Origin of the sequence: Arenimonas sp., from assembly GCF_035721105.1 — a bacterium.
GTDB lineage: Bacteria > Pseudomonadota > Gammaproteobacteria > Xanthomonadales > Xanthomonadaceae > Arenimonas.
Genome location: NZ_DASTNG010000020.1, coordinates 1 through 17,783, shown reverse-complemented (window position 1 = coordinate 17,783; position 17,783 = coordinate 1). Strand labels below are relative to the sequence as shown.

17 protein-coding genes and 1 pseudogene are annotated in these 17,783 nt (G+C 69.3%); 12 read left to right on the top strand and 6 right to left on the bottom strand.

The window, feature by feature from the left end; all coding sequences use genetic code 11:
- The first annotated feature begins 14 nt into the window (after positions 1-14).
- From gyrB to VFQ84_RS02405, 10 genes are all read left to right on the top strand, one after another.
- Positions 15-2,462 (top strand): DNA topoisomerase (ATP-hydrolyzing) subunit B, encoded by a 2,448-nt coding sequence (gene gyrB, locus VFQ84_RS02450; RefSeq protein ID WP_325128867.1) that lies wholly within the window; start codon positions 15-17, stop codon positions 2,460-2,462.
- Positions 2,440-3,546, top strand: a complete 1,107-nt coding sequence (locus VFQ84_RS02445) for a CPBP family intramembrane glutamic endopeptidase (protein ID WP_325128865.1) — start codon at positions 2,440-2,442, stop codon at positions 3,544-3,546. The genes gyrB and VFQ84_RS02445 overlap by 23 nt, the downstream gene beginning before the upstream one ends.
- A gap of 72 nt (positions 3,547-3,618) precedes the next feature.
- Positions 3,619-5,223 (top strand): UUP1 family membrane protein, encoded by a 1,605-nt coding sequence (locus VFQ84_RS02440; protein ID WP_325128863.1) that lies wholly within the window; start codon positions 3,619-3,621, stop codon positions 5,221-5,223.
- A gap of 3 nt (positions 5,224-5,226) precedes the next feature.
- Positions 5,227-6,198 (top strand): alpha-L-glutamate ligase-like protein, encoded by a 972-nt coding sequence (locus VFQ84_RS02435; RefSeq protein WP_325128862.1) that lies wholly within the window; start codon positions 5,227-5,229, stop codon positions 6,196-6,198.
- A gap of 208 nt (positions 6,199-6,406) precedes the next feature.
- Entirely contained in the window at positions 6,407-7,672 is a 1,266-nt protein-coding gene (locus tag VFQ84_RS02430) for a tetratricopeptide repeat protein (RefSeq protein ID WP_325128860.1), read from the top strand.
- A 106-nt stretch (positions 7,673-7,778) separates the two neighbouring features.
- Positions 7,779-8,435: an energy transducer TonB gene (locus VFQ84_RS02425; protein WP_325128858.1), complete on the top strand. Its 657-nt coding sequence runs from the start codon at positions 7,779-7,781 to the stop codon at positions 8,433-8,435.
- A 52-nt stretch (positions 8,436-8,487) separates the two neighbouring features.
- A complete protein-coding gene (locus VFQ84_RS02420) occupies positions 8,488-9,282 on the top strand; it encodes a MotA/TolQ/ExbB proton channel family protein (protein ID WP_325128856.1) in 795 nt (264 codons plus the stop codon).
- A 29-nt stretch (positions 9,283-9,311) separates the two neighbouring features.
- Positions 9,312-9,725, top strand: coding sequence for a biopolymer transporter ExbD (locus VFQ84_RS02415; RefSeq protein ID WP_325128854.1), 414 nt, complete (start codon positions 9,312-9,314; stop codon positions 9,723-9,725).
- A 12-nt stretch (positions 9,726-9,737) separates the two neighbouring features.
- The gene (locus VFQ84_RS02410; protein ID WP_325128853.1) at positions 9,738-10,151 is read left to right on the top strand and encodes a biopolymer transporter ExbD; all 414 of its coding nucleotides are present in this window, start codon (positions 9,738-9,740) and stop codon (positions 10,149-10,151) included.
- 163 nt (positions 10,152-10,314) lie between these two features.
- Entirely contained in the window at positions 10,315-10,710 is a 396-nt protein-coding gene (locus VFQ84_RS02405) for an ExbD/TolR family protein (protein ID WP_325128851.1), read from the top strand.
- Here VFQ84_RS02405 and VFQ84_RS02400 read toward each other — a convergent pair.
- Positions 10,707-11,468 (bottom strand): pyridoxine 5'-phosphate synthase, encoded by a 762-nt coding sequence (locus VFQ84_RS02400; protein WP_325128849.1) that lies wholly within the window; start codon positions 11,466-11,468, stop codon positions 10,707-10,709. The genes VFQ84_RS02405 and VFQ84_RS02400 overlap by 4 nt on opposite strands.
- A gap of 86 nt (positions 11,469-11,554) precedes the next feature.
- On the opposite strand from VFQ84_RS02400, the gene VFQ84_RS02395 reads away from it, so the two are divergent.
- Positions 11,555-14,425 (top strand): GGDEF domain-containing protein, encoded by a 2,871-nt coding sequence (locus VFQ84_RS02395; RefSeq protein ID WP_325128847.1) that lies wholly within the window; start codon positions 11,555-11,557, stop codon positions 14,423-14,425.
- Positions 14,364-14,579 carry a DUF2256 domain-containing protein gene (locus VFQ84_RS02390; protein WP_414636987.1) on the top strand — a complete coding sequence of 72 codons (216 nt, stop codon included), beginning with the start codon at positions 14,364-14,366 and terminating at the stop codon, positions 14,577-14,579. Before VFQ84_RS02395 ends, VFQ84_RS02390 begins: the two co-directional genes overlap by 62 nt.
- Here VFQ84_RS02390 and VFQ84_RS02385 read toward each other — a convergent pair whose 3' ends face one another.
- From VFQ84_RS02385 to VFQ84_RS02365, 5 genes and pseudogenes are all read right to left on the bottom strand, one after another.
- Positions 14,580-14,822 carry a GlsB/YeaQ/YmgE family stress response membrane protein gene (locus VFQ84_RS02385; RefSeq protein WP_325128843.1) on the bottom strand — a complete coding sequence of 81 codons (243 nt, stop codon included), beginning with the start codon at positions 14,820-14,822 and terminating at the stop codon, positions 14,580-14,582.
- 85 nt (positions 14,823-14,907) lie between these two features.
- Entirely contained in the window at positions 14,908-15,159 is a 252-nt protein-coding gene (locus VFQ84_RS02380) for a hypothetical protein (RefSeq protein ID WP_325128841.1), read from the bottom strand.
- Positions 15,160-15,231: 72 nt separating this feature from the next.
- A complete protein-coding gene (gene cls, locus VFQ84_RS02375; RefSeq protein ID WP_325128839.1) occupies positions 15,232-16,647 on the bottom strand; it encodes a cardiolipin synthase in 1,416 nt (471 codons plus the stop codon).
- 61 nt (positions 16,648-16,708) lie between these two features.
- A complete protein-coding gene (locus VFQ84_RS02370; protein WP_325128837.1) occupies positions 16,709-17,410 on the bottom strand; it encodes a 2OG-Fe(II) oxygenase in 702 nt (233 codons plus the stop codon).
- Positions 17,407-17,783, bottom strand: a pseudogene (locus VFQ84_RS02365) (fructose-bisphosphatase class I); the annotation flags it as partial. The pseudogene VFQ84_RS02365 and the gene VFQ84_RS02370, both read right to left, overlap by 4 nt.

The window sequence follows — 17,783 nt, the reverse complement described above, 5'->3', positions numbered from 1 at the left end:
AGACCCGATCCGCGATGACCGACGAACCGATTCAGCCGCTGTCCCCGAACAACACCTACGACTCCAGCAAGATCACCGTGCTCCGTGGCCTGGAGGCCGTCCGCAAGCGTCCCGGCATGTACATCGGTGACGTGCACGACGGCACCGGCCTGCACCACATGGTGTTCGAGGTCGTGGACAACGGCATCGACGAGGCCCTGGCCGGCCACTGCGACCACCTGGTCGTGACCCTGCACAACGACGGCTCCTGCTCGGTGTCCGACAACGGCCGCGGCATCCCGACCGATATCCACAAGGAAGAGGGCGTCTCCGCGGCCGAGGTCATCATGACCGTGCTGCACGCCGGCGGTAAGTTCGACGACAACAGCTACAAGGTGTCCGGTGGCCTGCACGGCGTCGGCGTGTCGGTGGTCAACGCGCTGTCGTCCAAGCTCTGGCTCGACATCTGGCGCGATGGCCAGCACCACCAGCAGGAATACGCGGTCGGTGAGCCGGTGTATCCGCTCAAGGTCGTGGGCCCGGCCACCAAGCGCGGCACCGAGCTGCGCTTCCTGCCCAACCCCGAGATCTTCACCGACACCGAATTCCACTACGACATCCTGGCCAAGCGCCTGCGCGAGCTGAGCTTCCTCAACTCCGGCGTCAAGATCGAACTGATCGACGAGCGCGGCGAAGGCAAGCGTGACCTGTTCGAATACGAAGGCGGCATCCGCAGCTTCGTGGAACACCTGGCGGCGCTAAAAACCCCGCTGCATCAAACGGTTATCTCCGCTTCGGGTGAAAAGGACGGCATCGTCGTCGACATCGCCGTGCAGTGGACCGATGCCTACCAGGAAACGATGTTCTGCTTCACCAACAACATCCCGCAGAAGGATGGCGGTACCCACCTGATCGGCTTCCGCGCCGCGCTGACCCGCACGCTCAGCAACTACATCGAGCAGAACGGCATCGCCAAGCAGGCCAAGATCGCGCTGTCGGGCGACGACATGCGCGAAGGCATGATCGCCGTGCTGTCGGTGAAGGTGCCCGACCCCAGCTTCAGCTCGCAGACCAAGGAAAAGCTGGTCTCGTCGGAAGTGCGTCCGGCCGTGGAGTCGGTCATCGGCCAGAAGCTGGAGGAATTCCTCCAGGAGCGTCCGAACGAAGCGCGCGCGATCGCCGGCAAGATCGTCGACGCCGCCCGCGCCCGCGAAGCCGCGCGCAAGGCGCGCGACCTCACCCGCCGCAAGGGTGCGCTCGACATCGCCGGCCTGCCGGGCAAGCTCGCCGACTGCCAGGAAAAGGATCCCGCGCTGTCCGAGCTCTTCATCGTCGAGGGTGACTCCGCCGGTGGCTCGGCCAAGCAGGGCCGCAACCGCAAGACCCAGGCGATCCTGCCGCTCAAGGGCAAGATCCTCAACGTCGAGCGCGCGCGCTTCGACCGCATGCTCGCGTCCGCCGAAGTCGGCACGCTGATCACCGCGCTGGGCACCGGCATCGGCAAGGACGAGTACAACCCGGACAAGCTGCGCTACCACCGCATCATCATCATGACCGACGCCGACGTCGACGGCTCGCACATCCGCACGCTGCTGCTGACGTTCTTCTACCGGCAGATGCCCGAGCTGATCGAACGCGGCCACGTCTACATCGGCCTGCCGCCGCTGTACAAGATCAAGCAGGGCAAGAACGAGATGTACCTCAAGGATGACGGTGCGCTCAACGCCTACCTCGTCAACAACGCGGTCGAAAACGCCGAGCTGCGCCCGGGCGAAGGCCTGCCGCCGATCGCCGGCGCCGCGCTCGAGAAGCTGCTGCTCGATTTCGTCGCCGCCCGCGAAACCATCACCCGCTTCGCGCATCGCGTCGATTCGCCCGTGCTCGAAACCATGCTGGAAATGCCGCCGGTCAGCGCCGCCGACTTCGCCGACGAAGCGACGCTGGCGCCGTGGTGCCGCGAACTCGAGAAGCGCCTCAACGCCACCGGCCTGGGCCGCGCGCGCTACGTGTTCTCGATCCAGCCCGCCACCGACGACGGCCACGCCGGCGCGCTGGTCGTGCAGAAACAGCACCACGGCCTGGCCGCGACCCAGGTGCTGGCCGCGGCCCAGCTGCTGGGCGGCGAGCTGCGCCAGGTCAACGAAATGGCGGCCACCCTGCACGGCCTGCTGCAGCCCGGCGCCACCCTGGTGCGCGGCGGCAAGAGCCAGCCGGTCGCCAACTTCGTGCAGGCGCAGGAATGGCTGCTCGAGGAAGCCAAGAAGGGCCGCATGATCCAGCGCTTCAAGGGCCTGGGTGAAATGAACCCGGAGCAGCTGTGGGAAACCACCGTGAATCCGGAAACGCGGCGCCTGCTGAAGGTGCGCATCGAGGACGCCGTCGCGGCCGACCAGATCTTCGCCACGCTGATGGGTGACGTGGTCGAACCGCGCCGCGAGTTCATCGAAGACAACGCCCTGCGTGTCGCCAACCTCGACGTCTGACGACGCCGCGGTTCCCGCCCGCCACCGGTGGCTGCAACGGTGGCGGGATTCGCCGTTCAGCGGCGCCACGCTCGACCTGCTGCTGTATTTCGCGATCACGCTCGCGCTGACGCTGCTGTTCGCCGCGCCGGTCGCGGTGCAATACCAGCGCGAGCAGCAGTACGGCCCGCAGCGCGTGCAGCTCATCTTCCAGCCCTGCGAAGCCGAGCGCTGGAACGAAGCCGCGGTCAAGGCGGTGTTCGCCCGCCAGGGCGAACTGGTGTCGGCCCACGCCCCCGACGGCCTGCCGATCACCAAGTTCACCCCGGTGTGGATGCTGCCCTACGACACCGACGGCGAACGCGAGCCCGCGGTGCTCGGCTACTTCGAACTGCATCCGCATACCGGCCATCGCCCGCACATCGACGGCCAGGCGCTGGTGCAGGCCTCGGGCTGTCCGATCACCGAGATCCGGGTGTCGCCGCTGGCCAGCCTCACCGACGCCATGCAGTCGCTGCCGCAGCGCCTGGTGGGGCCGCTGACCATCGTCGCGCTGGCGGCCTCGGGCCTGGCCGCGCTGTGGACCTGGTGGCTGCGCGGCCGCCGCCTGCGGCCGCCCACGGCACCGATGCCGATCGGCCGCGCGCTGCTGCTGGCGACCCTGGCCGGCGTGCTGATGCAGGCCGTCGCCACCGGCCTGCTGCTGGCACTGCGCGCCGCCGGCCTGTGGCTCTCGCCGAGCAACCTCGAGCCCGTCCAGGCCCTGCTGCGGGCGAACCTGCCCCTGGCCTTCCTGATGGTGGCCGTGGTGGCCCCGCTGGGCGAAGAGCTGTTCTTCCGCCACCTGCTGCTGCGCCGCTTCGCCGCCGCCGGCCGGCCCTTGGCCGGGCTGTTGCTCAGCGCCGCGGTGTTCGGCGTCCTGCACGAACTCAGCCCGGCCGAGGGCAGCCGCCTCGCGCACCTGGCGATGACCGCCATCTACGTCGGCATGGGCCTGGTCTTCGGCGGACTGTACCTGCGGACCGGCCGGTTCGCCGCGGTCGCCTGGGCGCACGTGCTGGCCAACGCCCTGGCCCTCGCGCTGCTGGCGTATTCGGCCTCCTGACTCCGGGGTTACACTGGCGCCTCGCCACCGGCAGGGGATGTCCGGCGGCTCCCGGAACACGACTGGACGCCCATGAGCAAACGCCACCTTTACCTGCTGGCCTTCTCGATCATCGCGATCGCGTGCGCGGCCATCTTCTACAAGTGGAGCGTGCTCAAGTTCCCGCTGCAGCCCGATGCCCAGGTGCAGGTGTGGACCGTGCAGGCCCACGTCGAATACCAGCCGCGCGCCGCCGCCAATGCCGTCACCCTGCAGATCCCGCGCTTCACGCCCGGCTTCGCGGTGCTCGACGAGCGCTTCATCGCCCGCGGCTATTCCAAGCTCGAATCGACCCACGCCGAAGGCCGTGAAGTGCAGTGGGCCAACCGCCGCGTCGTCGGCGAACAGGACCTGTACTACCGCGCCACCATCGTGCGCAGCCAGGACCACGACACGCTGGCGCTCGACTTCGACCCGGTGATCCCGTCGCCGCCCGAACTCGAGGAGCCCTACGTCACCGCCGCCGACAGCCTGCTGGTGCAGGTGCGCGAGGGCTCGATCAACAACGTCACCTACGCCCGCGAGCTGCTGCGCCGCCTGGGCGAGGCCACGCCCAGCGAGGAGGTGGCGCTGCTGTCGGAACGCTACGGCGCCGACGAAAGCGACCGCGCCTATTTCGCCGTGCAGCTGCTGGCCCGCCGCAGCATCCCGGCCCGCGTCATCCACGGCCTGCGCCTCACCGACGAACCGCGCGAGGGCGAGGACCGCCTGCAGCCCTGGCTGATGGTGCACGACGGCCTGGCCTGGACCATCATCGACCCGCGCACCTTCGCCGAAGGGCTGCCGCCCGACCTGTTCCTCTGGAGCAGCAGCGACCGCCGCGTGCTCCAGATGGAAAGCGAAACCGCGCAGGCGGCGCTGATGTTCACCGTCAGCCGCAACCTCGCCGACGCCATGGCCATCGCCGAGCGCCGGCTGGAAGTGCAGGACGCCAACCTGGTGCGCTACTCGCTGCTGAGCCTGCCGCTGCAGGCCCAGGAAACCTACCGCGTCCTGCTGATGGTGCCGATCGGCGCCTTCATCATGCTGCTGCTGCGCAACCTGGTGGGCGTCAAGACCTACGGCACCTTCATGCCGGTGCTGATCGCGCTGGCGTTCCGTGAAACGGCCCTGGTCGCCGGCGTCACCCTGTTCGTGCTCGTGGTCGGCTTCGGCCTGCTGGTGCGCTTCTACCTCGAACGGCTGCGCCTGCTGCTGGTGCCGCGCCTGACCGCCATCCTGATCCTGGTCGTGCTGCTGATGGCTGCCGTCAGCGTGCTGTCCAACCGCCTCGGCCTGGAGGTCGGCCTCTCGGTCGCCCTGTTCCCGATGGTCATCATGGCGATGACCATCGAGCGGATGTCGGTGGCCTGGGACGAGCGCGGCGCCGGCACCGCGATCCGCGAGGGCGTGGGCACCCTGGTCGTCGCCGCGCTGGCCTACCTGGTCATGAGCTGGCAGCCGCTGGAACACCTGGTGTTCGTGTACCCGGAAGTGCTGCTGGTGCTGTTCGCCTTCGCGCTGCTGCTCGGTCGCTACTCCGGCTATCGCCTCAACGAACTGTTCCGGTTCCGGGCGCTGGCGCGCGAACCCGACCCGATCGTGCCGCCGCCGTCGCCCGGCGACGCCACCGAAACCGCGTCCTCCGGCAAGGCCTGAGCCATGGGCTGGTTCAATCCGTTCCGCGTCGCCAGGCGCCTGAGGCAGATCGGGCTGATGGGCATCGGCCAGCGCAACGCGCACTACGTGCTGATGCACAACCCGCGCAAGTTCTACCCGCGCGTCGACGACAAGCTGCTGACCAAGAAGCTGGCGCTGCAGGTCGGCTTGCCGGTGCCGGACCTGTACGCCGTGGTGCGCGAGGAACACGAGATCGCCGAGCTGCACGAAAAGCTCAAGGGCCGCGACAGCTTCGTGGTCAAGCCGGCGCATGGTTCCGGCGGCGACGGCATCCTGGTCATCTCCGGACGCCGCGGCGACAAGTACCGGCGCGCCAGCGGCTCGCTGATGACCCGCGACGAGTTCGAGCACCACCTGTCGAACGGCCTGTCCGGCCTGTTCTCGCTCGGCGGCCAGCCCGACCACCTGATCGTCGAATACTGCGTGCAGTTCGACCCGATCTTCGACAACGTCAGCTACAAGGGCGTGCCCGACATCCGCATCATTGTCTTCCTGGGCTACCCGGTGATGGCGATGATCCGCCTGCCCACGCGGCTGTCGGACGGCAAGGCCAACCTGCACCAGGGCGCCATCGGCGTCGGCATCGACCTGCCGACCGGCAAGACCAAGCGTGGCGTCTGGGGCACCGAGATCATCCGCGAACACCCGGACACCGAGCACAGCATCGTCGGCCTGGCGATCCCGCACTGGCAGGACCTGCTGCAGATGGCCTCGCGCTGCTACGAGCTTTCCGGCCTGGGCTACGTCGGCGTCGACTTCGTGCTCGACCGCGACAAGGGCCCGCTGATCCTCGAGCTCAACGCCCGCCCCGGCCTGGCCATCCAGATGGCCAACGGCAACGGGCTCGAGCACCGCCTGCGCAAGGTCGAGGCCCTGCGCGACCACGGCGAACTGTCCAAGGACCCGGCCGAGCGCGTCCGGTTCGCGATCGAGCACTTCCCGACCACCGGCTGAACAAAGCCGGCCGTTTTCACGGAAACTTAAACCCAAGGCCGCGGCGACCCGGCAAGCTGGGCCCCAGCCACCTATCCAAGCCCCGCCCAAGAAGAATGGATACGGGGGCGAACGGTCCCACCGGCCACCCGGGTTGAGCCGGGCACGCAATCCCCGTTACCCTTGCTGGCCCACACCGCGCAGGCGCGCGGCGCCAAGGAGTCCCGAAATGAAGGCTGCACTTCCGCTCAAAATCGCCGCCCTCGCCGTGTTCCTCACGGCGTCGTTCGCGGCGTCCGACGTCGACGCCCAGCGCAGTCGCGGCGGCAGCGCCCCGACCGAGCTCTACCCCGACGCCACCCGCGAAGCGCCCAAGGGCACCTACGCGCAGCGCCTGGCCAAGCAGCACAAGAAGCTGCAGGAGCTTTACGGCCAGGACGGCAAGGAAGAGGAAACCATCGCCGCCGCCGAAGAGATCATCAACCACGAGAAGGCCAAGCCCTACGACAAGGCCATCGCGATGATGACCGCCGGCGCCGCCGCGGCCGCCCTCGAGGACGATGCCCGCGCCGTTTCGTACTACTCGCGCGCCGTGGCCGAGAACGCGCTGACCAACGACAACCACTACACCGCGATGGTCAACATGGCGGCCATCCACATCAATTCGGGTGACTTCGCCAAGGCCGACGCGCTGCTGGCGACCGTCATCGCCGAGACCTCGACCAAGAACCCCGACATCTACGCGATGCAGGCGTCGAGCTTCTACAACAACGAGAAGTACGCCGAGGCCATCGCCTCGCTCAAGAAGGCCACCGAGCTCAAGGGCGCGCCGCAGTCGCAGTGGACCCAGATGATGCTGGCCGCCTACGCCGAGCTCGGCCAGGACGACCAGGCCATCACCCTGGGCGAGGAGCTGCTGGCCAAGAACCCGGACGACAAGCGCGCCATCTCCAACCTGGCCATGCTCTACAGCAACAACGACCAGCCCGAGAAGGCCGTGGCCCTGCTCGACGCCGCCCGCAAGCGCGGCCTGATGAACGAGCCGGCCGACTACGAGCGCATCTTCGCCACGTACTACAACATGGAGAAGGAAGCCGAGGCCGCCGCCGTCATCGAGGAAGGCCTGGCCAAGGGCGTGCTGCCGCAGGACGCCAAGTACTACACCATGCTGGGCCAGGCCCAGTACTTCGGCGACAACATCCCGGCCGCCATCACCGCTGCCCAGAAGGCCGCCGAGCTGTCCAAGGACGGCGAGCCGGGCCTGTTCCTGGCCCAGATCCTGAGCCAGGAGGACCGCAACGCCGAGGCCGCGGCCGCCGCCCGCGCCGCCATCGCCAAGGGCGTGAAGAAGCCCGGCGACGCCTGGATGGTCATTGCCCGCGCCGAGTTCTATTCGGACAACCTGGCGGCGGCCAAGGCCGCCTACCGGGAGGCCGCCAAGGACCCCGCCACCCGCGACCAGGCCCAGAAGGCCCTGGCCCAGATTTCCCGCTGACTGGTTGGTAAACAGGTAACCTTGGTATAAGCTAACAAGTTCCCGCCGCTCCCCGGCGGGTCACGGCTTAACGCCGGCAGACAAGAGAGCTCGAGCCGCCACCCGCATGACGGACAAGAATTACAAATACGAAGACAAGCCCCAGGGCATCAGCTGGGCTCGCATCGGCGGCAACGCATTCGCGATCGCGCTCCACGCGGTGGCGTTCATGCTCATGCTGATCCCCGTGGCCACGCCGGAGAAGCCGGACAAGGCCGATGAAGTGACCCAGGTCAGCTTCATCGAGCCGCCGCCGCCGCCCCCGCCGCCGCCGCCGCCGCCGCCGGAACCGCCGAAGGTCGTCCAGAAGATCATCGAGCAGCCCAAGCCGACGCCGGTCCCGCCGCCGCCGGAAGAGCCGCCGGTCATCTTCGACGAGCCGAGCCCGATCGACATCGAGGCCCCGCCGCCGGCCCCGCCCGCGCCGCCGGCCCCGCCCGCCGATTACGCGCCGGCCGTGGACGCGACCGGTCGCGCCATGAACCCGCCGCGCTACCCGTCGAAGGAGCTGCGTGACGGCGTGGGTGGCGTGGTGATGCTGCGCGTCACGATCGATGCCTCGGGCAACGTGCTCGACGTCCAGATTCAGAAGTCGAGCCGCAACCGCAACCTTGATCGCGCGGCCATGGATGCCGCTCGCAAGTGGAAGTTCAACCCGGGCATGCGTGGCGGCCAGAAGGTCGGTGGCGACGTCCTGGTGCCCGTGAACTTCAACCCAGGCTAAGCAATAAAAGCGTTCATCCCGTAACGGTCAATCACACAAGAAAGGCACCCTTATGCTGCAGGACATCCTCCTCACCGCCGCCGCCGCCGTCCCGGCCGCCGTTGGCGGCGCTGCCAACAACGCCGAAGCCCTGAACCAGATGGGCTTCGCCCACCTCTGGAAGGAAATGACCTCCGCACCGAGCGAGTTCCTCGTCTCCTGGGTGGTCTTCCTGATGCTGGTCGTGATGTCGTTCGGTTCGTGGTGGTACACGATCGTCAACTTCATCAAGAACACCGTCGTCTCCGGCCGCGCCGACACCGTCGTCCGCACGTTCTGGGAAACCCCGAACGCCCAGGACGCGATCCGCTTCATGGAAGAGCAGCCGGCCAACGAGCCGTTCTCCAAGATCGCGCTCGACTGCGCCCAGGCCGCTGCGCACCACCAGCGCCATGAGGGCAGCCGCCTGGTCGACGCCCTGAACCGCTCGGAGTTCATCGACCGCGCCCTGCGCCAGGCCGTGACCCGCGAGAGCGCCAAGCTCGAGAACGGCATGACCTGGCTGGCCACCGTCGGCGCCACCGCGCCCTTCGTCGGCCTGCTCGGCACCGTCTGGGGCATCTACGGCGCCCTGATCCGCATCGGCGCCACCGGCTCGGCTTCCATCGACGCCGTGGCCGGCCCGGTCGGCGAGGCGCTGATCATGACCGCCTTCGGCCTGTTCGTGGCGATCCCGGCCGTGCTTGCGTACAACGCGTTCAACCGCGCCAACCGCAACACCTATGCCAAGTTCGACACCTTCGCGCACGACCTGCACGACTTCTTCGCCACCGGCTCGCGCGTCGGCGACGCGCCGGCCAAGCGCTGAGTCCCACGGTCTAACCAGGAGTCGCAGGCATGGCCTTCTCAAGCAATTCCGGCGGTGGCGGCCCGATGGCCGACATCAACGTGACGCCCCTCGTGGACGTGATGCTGGTGCTGCTGATCATCTTCATGATCACGGCGCCTCTGATGTCGCACAAGGTCAAGGTCGATCTGCCCCAGGCCACCCTGGAAGCGAAGCCGGAAATCGACCAGCCGCCGATCACGCTGGCGATCGAAGCCAACGGCCAGGTGTACTGGAACGACGAGAAGGTCTCCACCGACATGCTCGAGGCGCGCCTGGCCGTCCTGGCCCAGCGCTCCCCGCAGCCCCAGGTGGACGTGCGCGCCGACAACGTCACGCGCTACGCGATCATCCAGGACGTGGTCAAGAAGGTCCGGGTTGCGGGTATCCGCAAGGTCGGCTTCGTGTCCTCCCCCGAGCGCTGAGGAAAGAAACCCATGGCATTCTCCTCCAACGCCGGTAGCGGCCCGATGGCCGACATCAACGTCACGCCCCTCGTGGACGTGATGCTGGTGCTCCTGATCATCTTCATGGTCACCGCCCCGGCCCTGTCCTACCAGATCCAGGTCGACCTGCCGCAGCGGTCGCAGACGCCGCCGCCGCAGCCGCTGAACCCGCCCGATCCGATCCGCCTGCGGATCGAGGCCGGCGGCACCATCACCTGGAACAACTCGCCGATGCCGATCTCGGTGCTGCAGTCGTCGCTGGAAGTCGAGGCCGAACGCTCGGTCCAGCCGACCCTGGAGCTTGAGACCGACCCGGATGCACAGTACGAAATGCTGGCCAAGGTCCTGGCTCGCGCCAAGAACGCCGGCATGGAAAAGATCTCTTTCGTGGAACCCGGCCAGTAAGGCCAGGGCTTCCCGCACCTGCAGCAACGCCGCCTCCGGGCGGCGTTTTTTTTGGCCCTGCGTAGCGCTCCCCGCGGCGCGGGGGGGGGGCGGCGTCCCTGCCTTGCCAGACCACACTTGCCGGGCGTACAAGGAAAGCGGAACCCTCGGAAGGAGTAGCGCCATGGCCTTCACCGCCGCACGGACCGCCCCCGACAGCCTGTCGGAAATGAACATCACGCCCCTGGTCGACGTCATGCTGGTGCTGCTGGTGATCTTCATGGTCACCGCGCCGCTCATGGATTTCCGGCTGCCCGTGAACCTGTCGCACCCTACCGACCAGCCGCCGCCGCCCAGCGACCCCGTGGTGCTGGACGTCGAACGCGGCGACCTGTTCCGCCTGGCTGGCGAACCGGTCACGGCCGCGGCGCTTCCGCAGGCCCTGCGGACCCTGTCGGAGGCGCGTCCGGACCTGCTGCTGAGGATCGAGGTCGACCCCGACGCGGACTACCAGTCGGCTGCCACCGCCCTGGCCGCCGTGGATCGCGCCGGCATCGAACGCTTCGGACTGGCGGACTAGGCGCCGGCCGGGGCCGCCTGGAGGATGGCGCGATAAGCCTGCACGGTCGGACCGAGTCCGTCGTGCAGGGCCTCCCCGAACAGCGCGTGCCCGATCGACACCTCCAGCACGCCCGGTACACCGCGCAGGAAGTCCCCCAGGTTGGCCTGGCTCAGGTCATGCCCGGCATTGACGCCCAGCCCCAGCGACCGGGCCTCGGCCGCGGTTGCGGCACAGCGGCCGATCTCGGCCCGCGCGTCGCCGGCGGCGTGGGCCTCGGCGTAGGGACCGGTGTAGAGCTCGATCCGGTCCACGCCCATCCCGGCGGCCAGCGACAGATCCGCGGCCCCCGCATCCATGAACAACGAAACCCGCACGCCCCAGGCCTTGAGCTGGGCCACCAGCGGCCGCAGCCGTTCGGCGTCCCGGGCGAGGTCGAAGCCGTGGTCCGAGGTCAGCTGCCCGTCACCATCGGGAACCAGCGTGGCCTGGGTAGGCCGCACCGCATCCACCAGGGCCATGAAGCCCGGGTAGCCGGGCCGGGGCGGGGCGAACGGGTTGCCTTCGAGGTTGTACTCGACCCGCCCGGCGACCACGGCCGCGAGCGCGTGCACGTCCGCCGGACGGATGTGGCGCTGGTCCGGCCGGGGATGCACGGTGATGCCGCCGGCGCCGGCCCGGATGGCCGCCTCGGCCGCCGCCACCACGCTGGGTTCGGCCCCGCCCCGGGAATTCCGGAGCACGGCCACCTTGTTGACGTTCACGCTGAGCAGGGTCATCCGCGAAGCCTACCCTGCCGCCCGGCCGTCGGAAATCCCTGCGCCGATGCACGTTACCGGGCGGGCGCTTGGAGGATAATCCGGGCATGCCCCGGCTGACCCTGCCCCGCGCGCTCTTCGTCCTCCTCGCCTGCCTGGCGGGAACGAACGTGTTCGCGAAGGCCTTGCCCGGGGATCCGCTGGCGCGGCACTTCAGCTCCGAGGAAACGCACGCCGCCCCGAGCCACTTCGACATCACCAGCGGCGCCAACGGCGAACTGTTCGTCGGCAATTACGACGGCGTGCTGCACTACGACGGCGTCGACTGGCGCCTGATCACCCTGCCCGGCCATGTCGCCGCGCGCTCGGTGGCGACCGGCAGCGATGGCCAGGTCTATGTCGGCAGCTTCGACAACTTCGGCCGCCTGGTGCGCAACGGCGGCGGCGACATCGTCTACGAGGAACTGCTGACCCGCGCCGGCCTGCGCGGGGAGGACCGCCACGTCGGCATCGTCTGGGAGGTCATCACGACCGAGGCCGGCGTGTGGTTCCACGCCGAACGCGCGCTGCACTTCATTCCCTACGACGATGCCCCTGCCCGGCGCTGGCCGCTGCCGGCCGAGGTCCGCAGCTTTTATGCCGTGGGGGAAACGCTGCTCGTGCGAGTGCATGGCAAGGGCGTGTGCCGGTTCACCGATGGCAAGTTCGAACTGCTGCCGGGAGGCGAAGCCTTCGCGGAGCGCCCGCTGTCGGGCGTGATCCCGCGCGACGGCTGGAACCTGATGATCGCCGGCGACGGCCTGTTCATTTCCGACGACAAAGGCATCCGTCGCATGACCGGCAACGCCGATCGTCGCGTCGCCGGGAAGTCCTCGTACGTCGCGCAGGCCCTCGAGGACGGCAGCATCGTCATCGGCACCCAGGACGGCGAACTGCTGCGGATCGGCGCCGACCTGCAGCCGCGCGAGGTCATCGACCTCGGCGGATTCGCCGTGCGGGCGCTGGGCCTCGATCGCGAGGGCGGCCTGTGGGTCGCGACCGAAGGCGACCTGGTGCGCCTGTCGCTGCCGTCCCCGTGGTCCTTCCTGGGCCAGGAACATGGCCTGGTCGGCAGCCCGAGCGACTTCGAGTGGTACCGCGACGCCCTTTGGCTGGCCTCCTCGCGCGGCCTGCAGCGCATGACGGTCGAAGACGACGGCAGCCTCAAGAACGAACGCCTGCCGTGGACCGACTACGAAGCCCAGGCCCTGCATGCCAGTGAGACTGGCCTGCTGATCGGCATCCGCGAGGGACTGCTGGTGCTCGATCCCGGCGCCAGCGAGCCCCGTACCCTGTTCAGGCATGCCTACCACGGCGTCTACGGCTTGCTGCAATCGCGCCACGATCCCGGCCTGGTCTATGCCGCCACCGCCTCCGACCTGATGCTGCTGCGCCGACCGGAAGGCCGCTGGCAGATCGCGGCCACCATTCCGTTCGACGGCATCAGTGCCTACGGCATCGAAGAGGCAGGTCCGGGCGAACTGTGGATGGGCGACACCCGCGGTCCCGTGCAGCGCTGGAAGCTGGATCTGTCGGCCGGCACCCTGGTCGAACGCGAGATCTACGACGACGCCCGCGGCCTGCCGGTCGATCCCGATACCGGCACCAGCATCTTCCAGTTGGACGGACGCATCCACGCGGTCAGCGGCGGCGTGGGCTACCGGATCGAAGCGGACCGCTTCGTGCCCGACCAGGCCCCGCCGGTCACCCTGGTCGACCGCCCCGATGAACTGGTGGTGCAGGCTTCGCCGCTGGGCGACTTCGCCTTCACCACCCGGCAGCTCTGGCGCCGCCTGCCCGGCGAAACCGAGTGGCGCCAGGTCTACCCCGGCTCGACCTTCTCGGCGGGCTATTCCAACCTGCACCTCGGCCGCGATGGCGTCCTGCGCATCGCTACCTGGGACGGCCTGCTGCAGTTCAATCCCGAGGAGGTCGAGGCCCGGCCGCAGCCCCTGCGCCTGCAGATGGAGCGCGTCACCGCCCGCGGCCCGGCCGGCGAATCACTGCCGCTGCCGACCCGCACCGTGGGCGACCCGGTGCAGGTCCCGCCGGGCTACGGCCTGAACCTGCGCTTTGGCATGGTCAGCATGGAAAGCGGCGCCGAGTTCCGCTACCTGCTGCACGGCGTCACGCCCGACTGGAGCGACTGGACCGACCGCGACCTGGCGATCCGCGCGCTGGCCGCCGGGGACTACGTGCTCGAGGTGCAGGCGCGCACGCGCAACGGCCGCCAGGCCGCGGCGATGAACTACCGCTTCCGCGTCGAACCGCACTGGTACGAACAGTGGTGGGTGATTGGCTTCGGCCTGCTCGCACTGGCGACCCTGGCGGTGGCGCTGACGCTGTGGGCGGTACGCCAGCGCACCGAGCGCTACCTGGCCGCCAACCGCCGGCTGGAGTCGCGCATCGCCGAACGCACGCGAGAGCTCGAGGAGCTCAACCGGCGCCTGGCCGAACTGGTCACCGAGGACGCGCTGACCGGCGTGGCCAACCGCCGCGCGCTGGAGAACGGCCTGCGCCGCGAGTGGTACCGCTGCCTGGACCAGCGCCGCCCGCTGTCGGTGCTGATGATCGACGTCGACCACTTCAAGACCTACAACGACACCCACGGCCACCTGGAAGGCGACGTCCAGCTGCGCGGCATCGCCCAGCGCCTGAACCAGCAGCATGATCCGCAGCGCGAACTGCTGGCGCGCTACGGCGGCGAAGAGTTCGCGCTGATGCTGCCCGGCGTGCACCAGGACGAAGCCCTGCGCCGCGCCGAATCGATCCGCGCCGCCATCGCGTCCAGCGACGCCGGCATGACCGTCAGCATTGGTGTCGCCGGCTTCGTGCCCGACGTGCAGGTCGAGCCCGACTCGCTGCTGAGGCGCGCCGATGCGGCGCTGTACGTGGCCAAGCGTGCGGGCCGCAACCGCGTCGCCGCCGATGCCGGCTGAGCGCCGGCGGGCCGGTACGCCGCGTCCGGAAAAAACCTGCCCGGTCTGCCAGCGGCCCTTCCAGTGGCGCAAGAAATGGGAGCGGGACTGGGACCGGGTGGTCTATTGCTCGGATGCCTGCCGGCGCGGCACGCCGCGGGCAGGCAAGCCCTGATCAGGCCTTCTTGATCAGGCCGATGATGGCCAGCAGCAGCACTGCACCGATGAAGGCGGTGATGAACAGCCCGATGTCGCCGCCGAAGGCGATGCCGAACTTCGGCAGCAGCCAGCCGCCGAAGAACGCGCCCAGCACGCCGACGACCATGTTCACCAGGACGCCGAAGCCGCGGCCCTTCATCACCACGCCGGCCAGCCAGCCGGCCAGTGCGCCAATCAGCAGGAAAATCAAAAGGTTCATGGTGTTCCCTCCCCGGGACAGTGGAGCCATCGCCGCGCGGCGCGCGGCGCGCGACGTCGTTTCAGCCCTCAGGCTAGCACGCTGCTCAGTCCTTGCCTTCCTGCGCGCGCTTGCGCGCCTCGGCCTGTTCGCGCATCTGGCGCAGCTCCTCGGGACCGAGGATGTGGCTGATGTCGCGCGACTGGCTGGAGATGCGCGAGGACATCCAGCCCAGCACCCAGGCCACCATGAAGCCGAGTGCGCCGGCCAGGAACACCAGCACGCCCAGGGTAGGCATCGTGCGGACCATCGCCAGGGCCAGGCAGGCGATGGAGGCGAGCAGGTAGAGCCAATGCATGCGGGCAGCCTCCGGATTTTCGGGGGAGTGTAGCCCAAGCCGGGCCGGTCGCGCCGACCCGCCGGGGCAGGCTCAGAGCAGCGGTGAAAACAGCCGCGCGCAGGCCTGGCCCAGACGTCGGGGGAAGGGCGCCGCCGGCCGGTCCGCGCGGATTTCCCGGCAGTGTTCCAGGTCCTGCAGCAGCTGCCGCTCCAGCGCCGCGGCCAGCCCTTCGTCATGCAGCAGCACGCTGAGCTCGAAGTTGAGCCGGAAGCTGCGATGGTCGAAGTTGGCGCTGCCGGCCAGCAGCGTGTCGGCGTCGATCAGCAGGGCCTTGGTGTGCAGCATGCGCGGCACGTACTCGAACACGCGCACCCCGGCCGCCAGCAGTTCGTCGTAGTACGACCGCGCCGCCGCGCTGACCACGATCGAATCGCTGCGCGCCGGCACGATCACCCGCACGTCCAGCCCGCGCAGCGCCGCCGAGGCCAGCGCCATCCGCGCCGCCTCGCCCGGCACGAAGTAGGGCGTCACCAGCCACACCCGCCGGTTGGCCTGGTGGATGGCCTCCACCTGGACCCGGTGGATCGCTTCCCACGGCGAATCCGGTCCGGCCGGCAGCACCTGCGCCAGGATGTGGCCCGGCTCGACCGCGGGCCACAGCCGCGCGTCGCGCAGCGCGGTGCCGGTGGCGTAGTTCCAGTCCTCCAGGAAGGCCAGCTGCAGCCAGCGCACCACCTCGCCCTCGAAGCGCAGGTGCAGGTCGTGGAAGGCGTCGGGCCGCACCCGCTCGTTCTCGTCGTCGGTGACGTTGATGCCGCCGGTGAAGCCGACGCGGCCGTCCACCACCACCACCTTGCGGTGGTTGCGCAGGTTCACGCGCGGGCGCCACAGCCAGCGCAGTCGCGCCGGGTGGAACCACGCCACTTCCGCCCCGGCCGCGCGCAGCGGCGCCAGGAACACCTCGCGCAGCCGGTTCGAGCCGAGCGCGTCGAGCAGCACCCTCACCCGCACCCCCGCCTTCGCCTTGGCCACCAGCGCGTCGCGCAGGGCGGTGCCGGTCTGGTCGGGTTCGAAGATGTAGTACTCGACGTGGACGTGGTGGCTGGCCCCGGCGATGGCCTCGAGCAGCGCGTCCAGCGTCGGCCCGCCGCCCGACAGCAGGTCGGCGCGGGTCGCGCTGGACGGCGCGAAGCCGGTGCTGGACTGGCCCAGCCGCGCCAGCGTGGTGCAGTCCTCGCTGGCCCGGAGCCCCGACGGCAGGGTGTCGTCGAGGCTGGCGCGCGCGCGCGAACGGCGCAGGCGCTGTCGCCGGATCCGCTGCGGGCCCAGGAAGTGGTAGATCAGCAGGCCCAGCACCGGCAGCAGCGCCAGCGACATGATCCAGCTCAGGGTCGCGATCGGCTCGCGCTTCTGCAGCACGATCCAGCCCGCCAGCACCATCAGGTAGGCGATCCACACGCCCGCCAGCCACGGCGTGAGTTCAGGCCAGAGTTCGCTCAGCGGCATCGCGTTCGCCCGGAGTGCGCAGGACCGGGCGCCATGATGGCACGCCCGGCGCAGGCCCCGGTCATCGGGCGCCGAACAGCTGCTCGGCGCGCTGGAACAGGATCCAACTGGTGGCGATGTATTTGTCGCCGCCCTGCGGCCGGTTGCCGCGGTGGGTATGGGTGAACGCCGCGGGCGCGATCAGCAGGCTGCCGGTGCGCGGCGCGATCTTGCGGCCCTGGTACAGGAACTCGGTTTCGCCCTCGGCGAAGCCGTCGTTGAGGTAAAGCGTCCACAGCACGTGCCGGTGCAGGGTCTCGGCACTGGCGTCGCGCGGGTACAGCTCGCAGTGCCAATACGGATAGCCGCCCTGGCCGGCGGTGTAGCGCTGCAGGTTGATCGCGCCGGGGCGCAGCACGCTGCGCACCAGGTTGGCGAGCGCGGCGTCGTCCATCGCGTCGAAGTCCTCGGCGGCGATCCGGCGCAGCTGGCCGTCGGCGCCCGGCACCTGCAGCATCAGCGGCGCGATCAGCGCGTACCGGTAGGTGCGCAGGTAGGCCAGCAGGCCGCCGAAGACCGCGTTGTTCAGCGCGGCCTCCACTTCCTGCCACTGCGCGTTGCCGCTGATCTGGATGTCGCGGCTGTCCTTGAGTTCGGGCAGCACGCCGCCGCCGACCCGGCCCGGCACCGCGGCGCCGCTGGCCTCGAAGGCCGCGACGATGCGCGCGCACAGCTCGGGCGCCAGCGCGTCCTCGTAGACTTCGATGAAGTCGCCGTGGCTCACGCGGCGTCGTGCTCGGCGTGGTATTTCACCGCCGCCTCGACTTCCTTGCGCGAGCCCAGCATCACCGGCACCCGCTGGTGCAGGCCGGTGGGCGTGACCTCGAGCATGCGCTGGCGGCCGGTGCTGGCCGCGCCGCCGGCCTGTTCGACGATGAAGCTCATCGGATTGGCCTCGTACATCAGGCGCAGCTTGCCGCCCTTGTCGCGGCACTTGCTGTCGAGCGGATACGAGAAGATGCCGCCGCGGGTCATGATCCGGTGCACGTCGGCGACCATTGACGCAACCCAGCGCATGTTGAAGTCCTTGCCGCGCGGACCTTCCTTGCCGATCAGCAGGTCGTCGACGTAACGCCGCATCGGCGGTTCCCAGAAGC

Excerpts from the sequence above, each read along its gene's own strand:
- gyrB (WP_325128867.1), top strand. The coding sequence starts at position 15 with ATGACCGACGAACCGATTCAGCCGCTGTCCCCGAACAACACCTACGAC.
- VFQ84_RS02440 (WP_325128863.1), top strand. The coding sequence starts at position 3,619 with ATGAGCAAACGCCACCTTTACCTGCTGGCCTTCTCGATCATCGCGATC.
- VFQ84_RS02435 (WP_325128862.1), top strand. The coding sequence starts at position 5,227 with ATGGGCTGGTTCAATCCGTTCCGCGTCGCCAGGCGCCTGAGGCAGATC.
- VFQ84_RS02430 (WP_325128860.1), top strand. The coding sequence starts at position 6,407 with ATGAAGGCTGCACTTCCGCTCAAAATCGCCGCCCTCGCCGTGTTCCTC.
- VFQ84_RS02425 (WP_325128858.1), top strand. The coding sequence starts at position 7,779 with ATGACGGACAAGAATTACAAATACGAAGACAAGCCCCAGGGCATCAGC.
- VFQ84_RS02420 (WP_325128856.1), top strand. The coding sequence starts at position 8,488 with ATGCTGCAGGACATCCTCCTCACCGCCGCCGCCGCCGTCCCGGCCGCC.
- VFQ84_RS02415 (WP_325128854.1), top strand. The coding sequence starts at position 9,312 with ATGGCCTTCTCAAGCAATTCCGGCGGTGGCGGCCCGATGGCCGACATC.
- VFQ84_RS02410 (WP_325128853.1), top strand. The coding sequence starts at position 9,738 with ATGGCATTCTCCTCCAACGCCGGTAGCGGCCCGATGGCCGACATCAAC.
- VFQ84_RS02405 (WP_325128851.1), top strand. The coding sequence starts at position 10,315 with ATGGCCTTCACCGCCGCACGGACCGCCCCCGACAGCCTGTCGGAAATG.
- VFQ84_RS02400 (WP_325128849.1), bottom strand. The coding sequence starts at position 11,468 with ATGACCCTGCTCAGCGTGAACGTCAACAAGGTGGCCGTGCTCCGGAAT.
- VFQ84_RS02395 (WP_325128847.1), top strand. The coding sequence starts at position 11,555 with ATGCCCCGGCTGACCCTGCCCCGCGCGCTCTTCGTCCTCCTCGCCTGC.
- VFQ84_RS02390 (WP_414636987.1), top strand. The coding sequence starts at position 14,364 with ATGCGGCGCTGTACGTGGCCAAGCGTGCGGGCCGCAACCGCGTCGCCG.
- VFQ84_RS02385 (WP_325128843.1), bottom strand. The coding sequence starts at position 14,822 with ATGAACCTTTTGATTTTCCTGCTGATTGGCGCACTGGCCGGCTGGCTG.
- VFQ84_RS02380 (WP_325128841.1), bottom strand. The coding sequence starts at position 15,159 with ATGCATTGGCTCTACCTGCTCGCCTCCATCGCCTGCCTGGCCCTGGCG.
- cls (WP_325128839.1), bottom strand. The coding sequence starts at position 16,647 with ATGCCGCTGAGCGAACTCTGGCCTGAACTCACGCCGTGGCTGGCGGGC.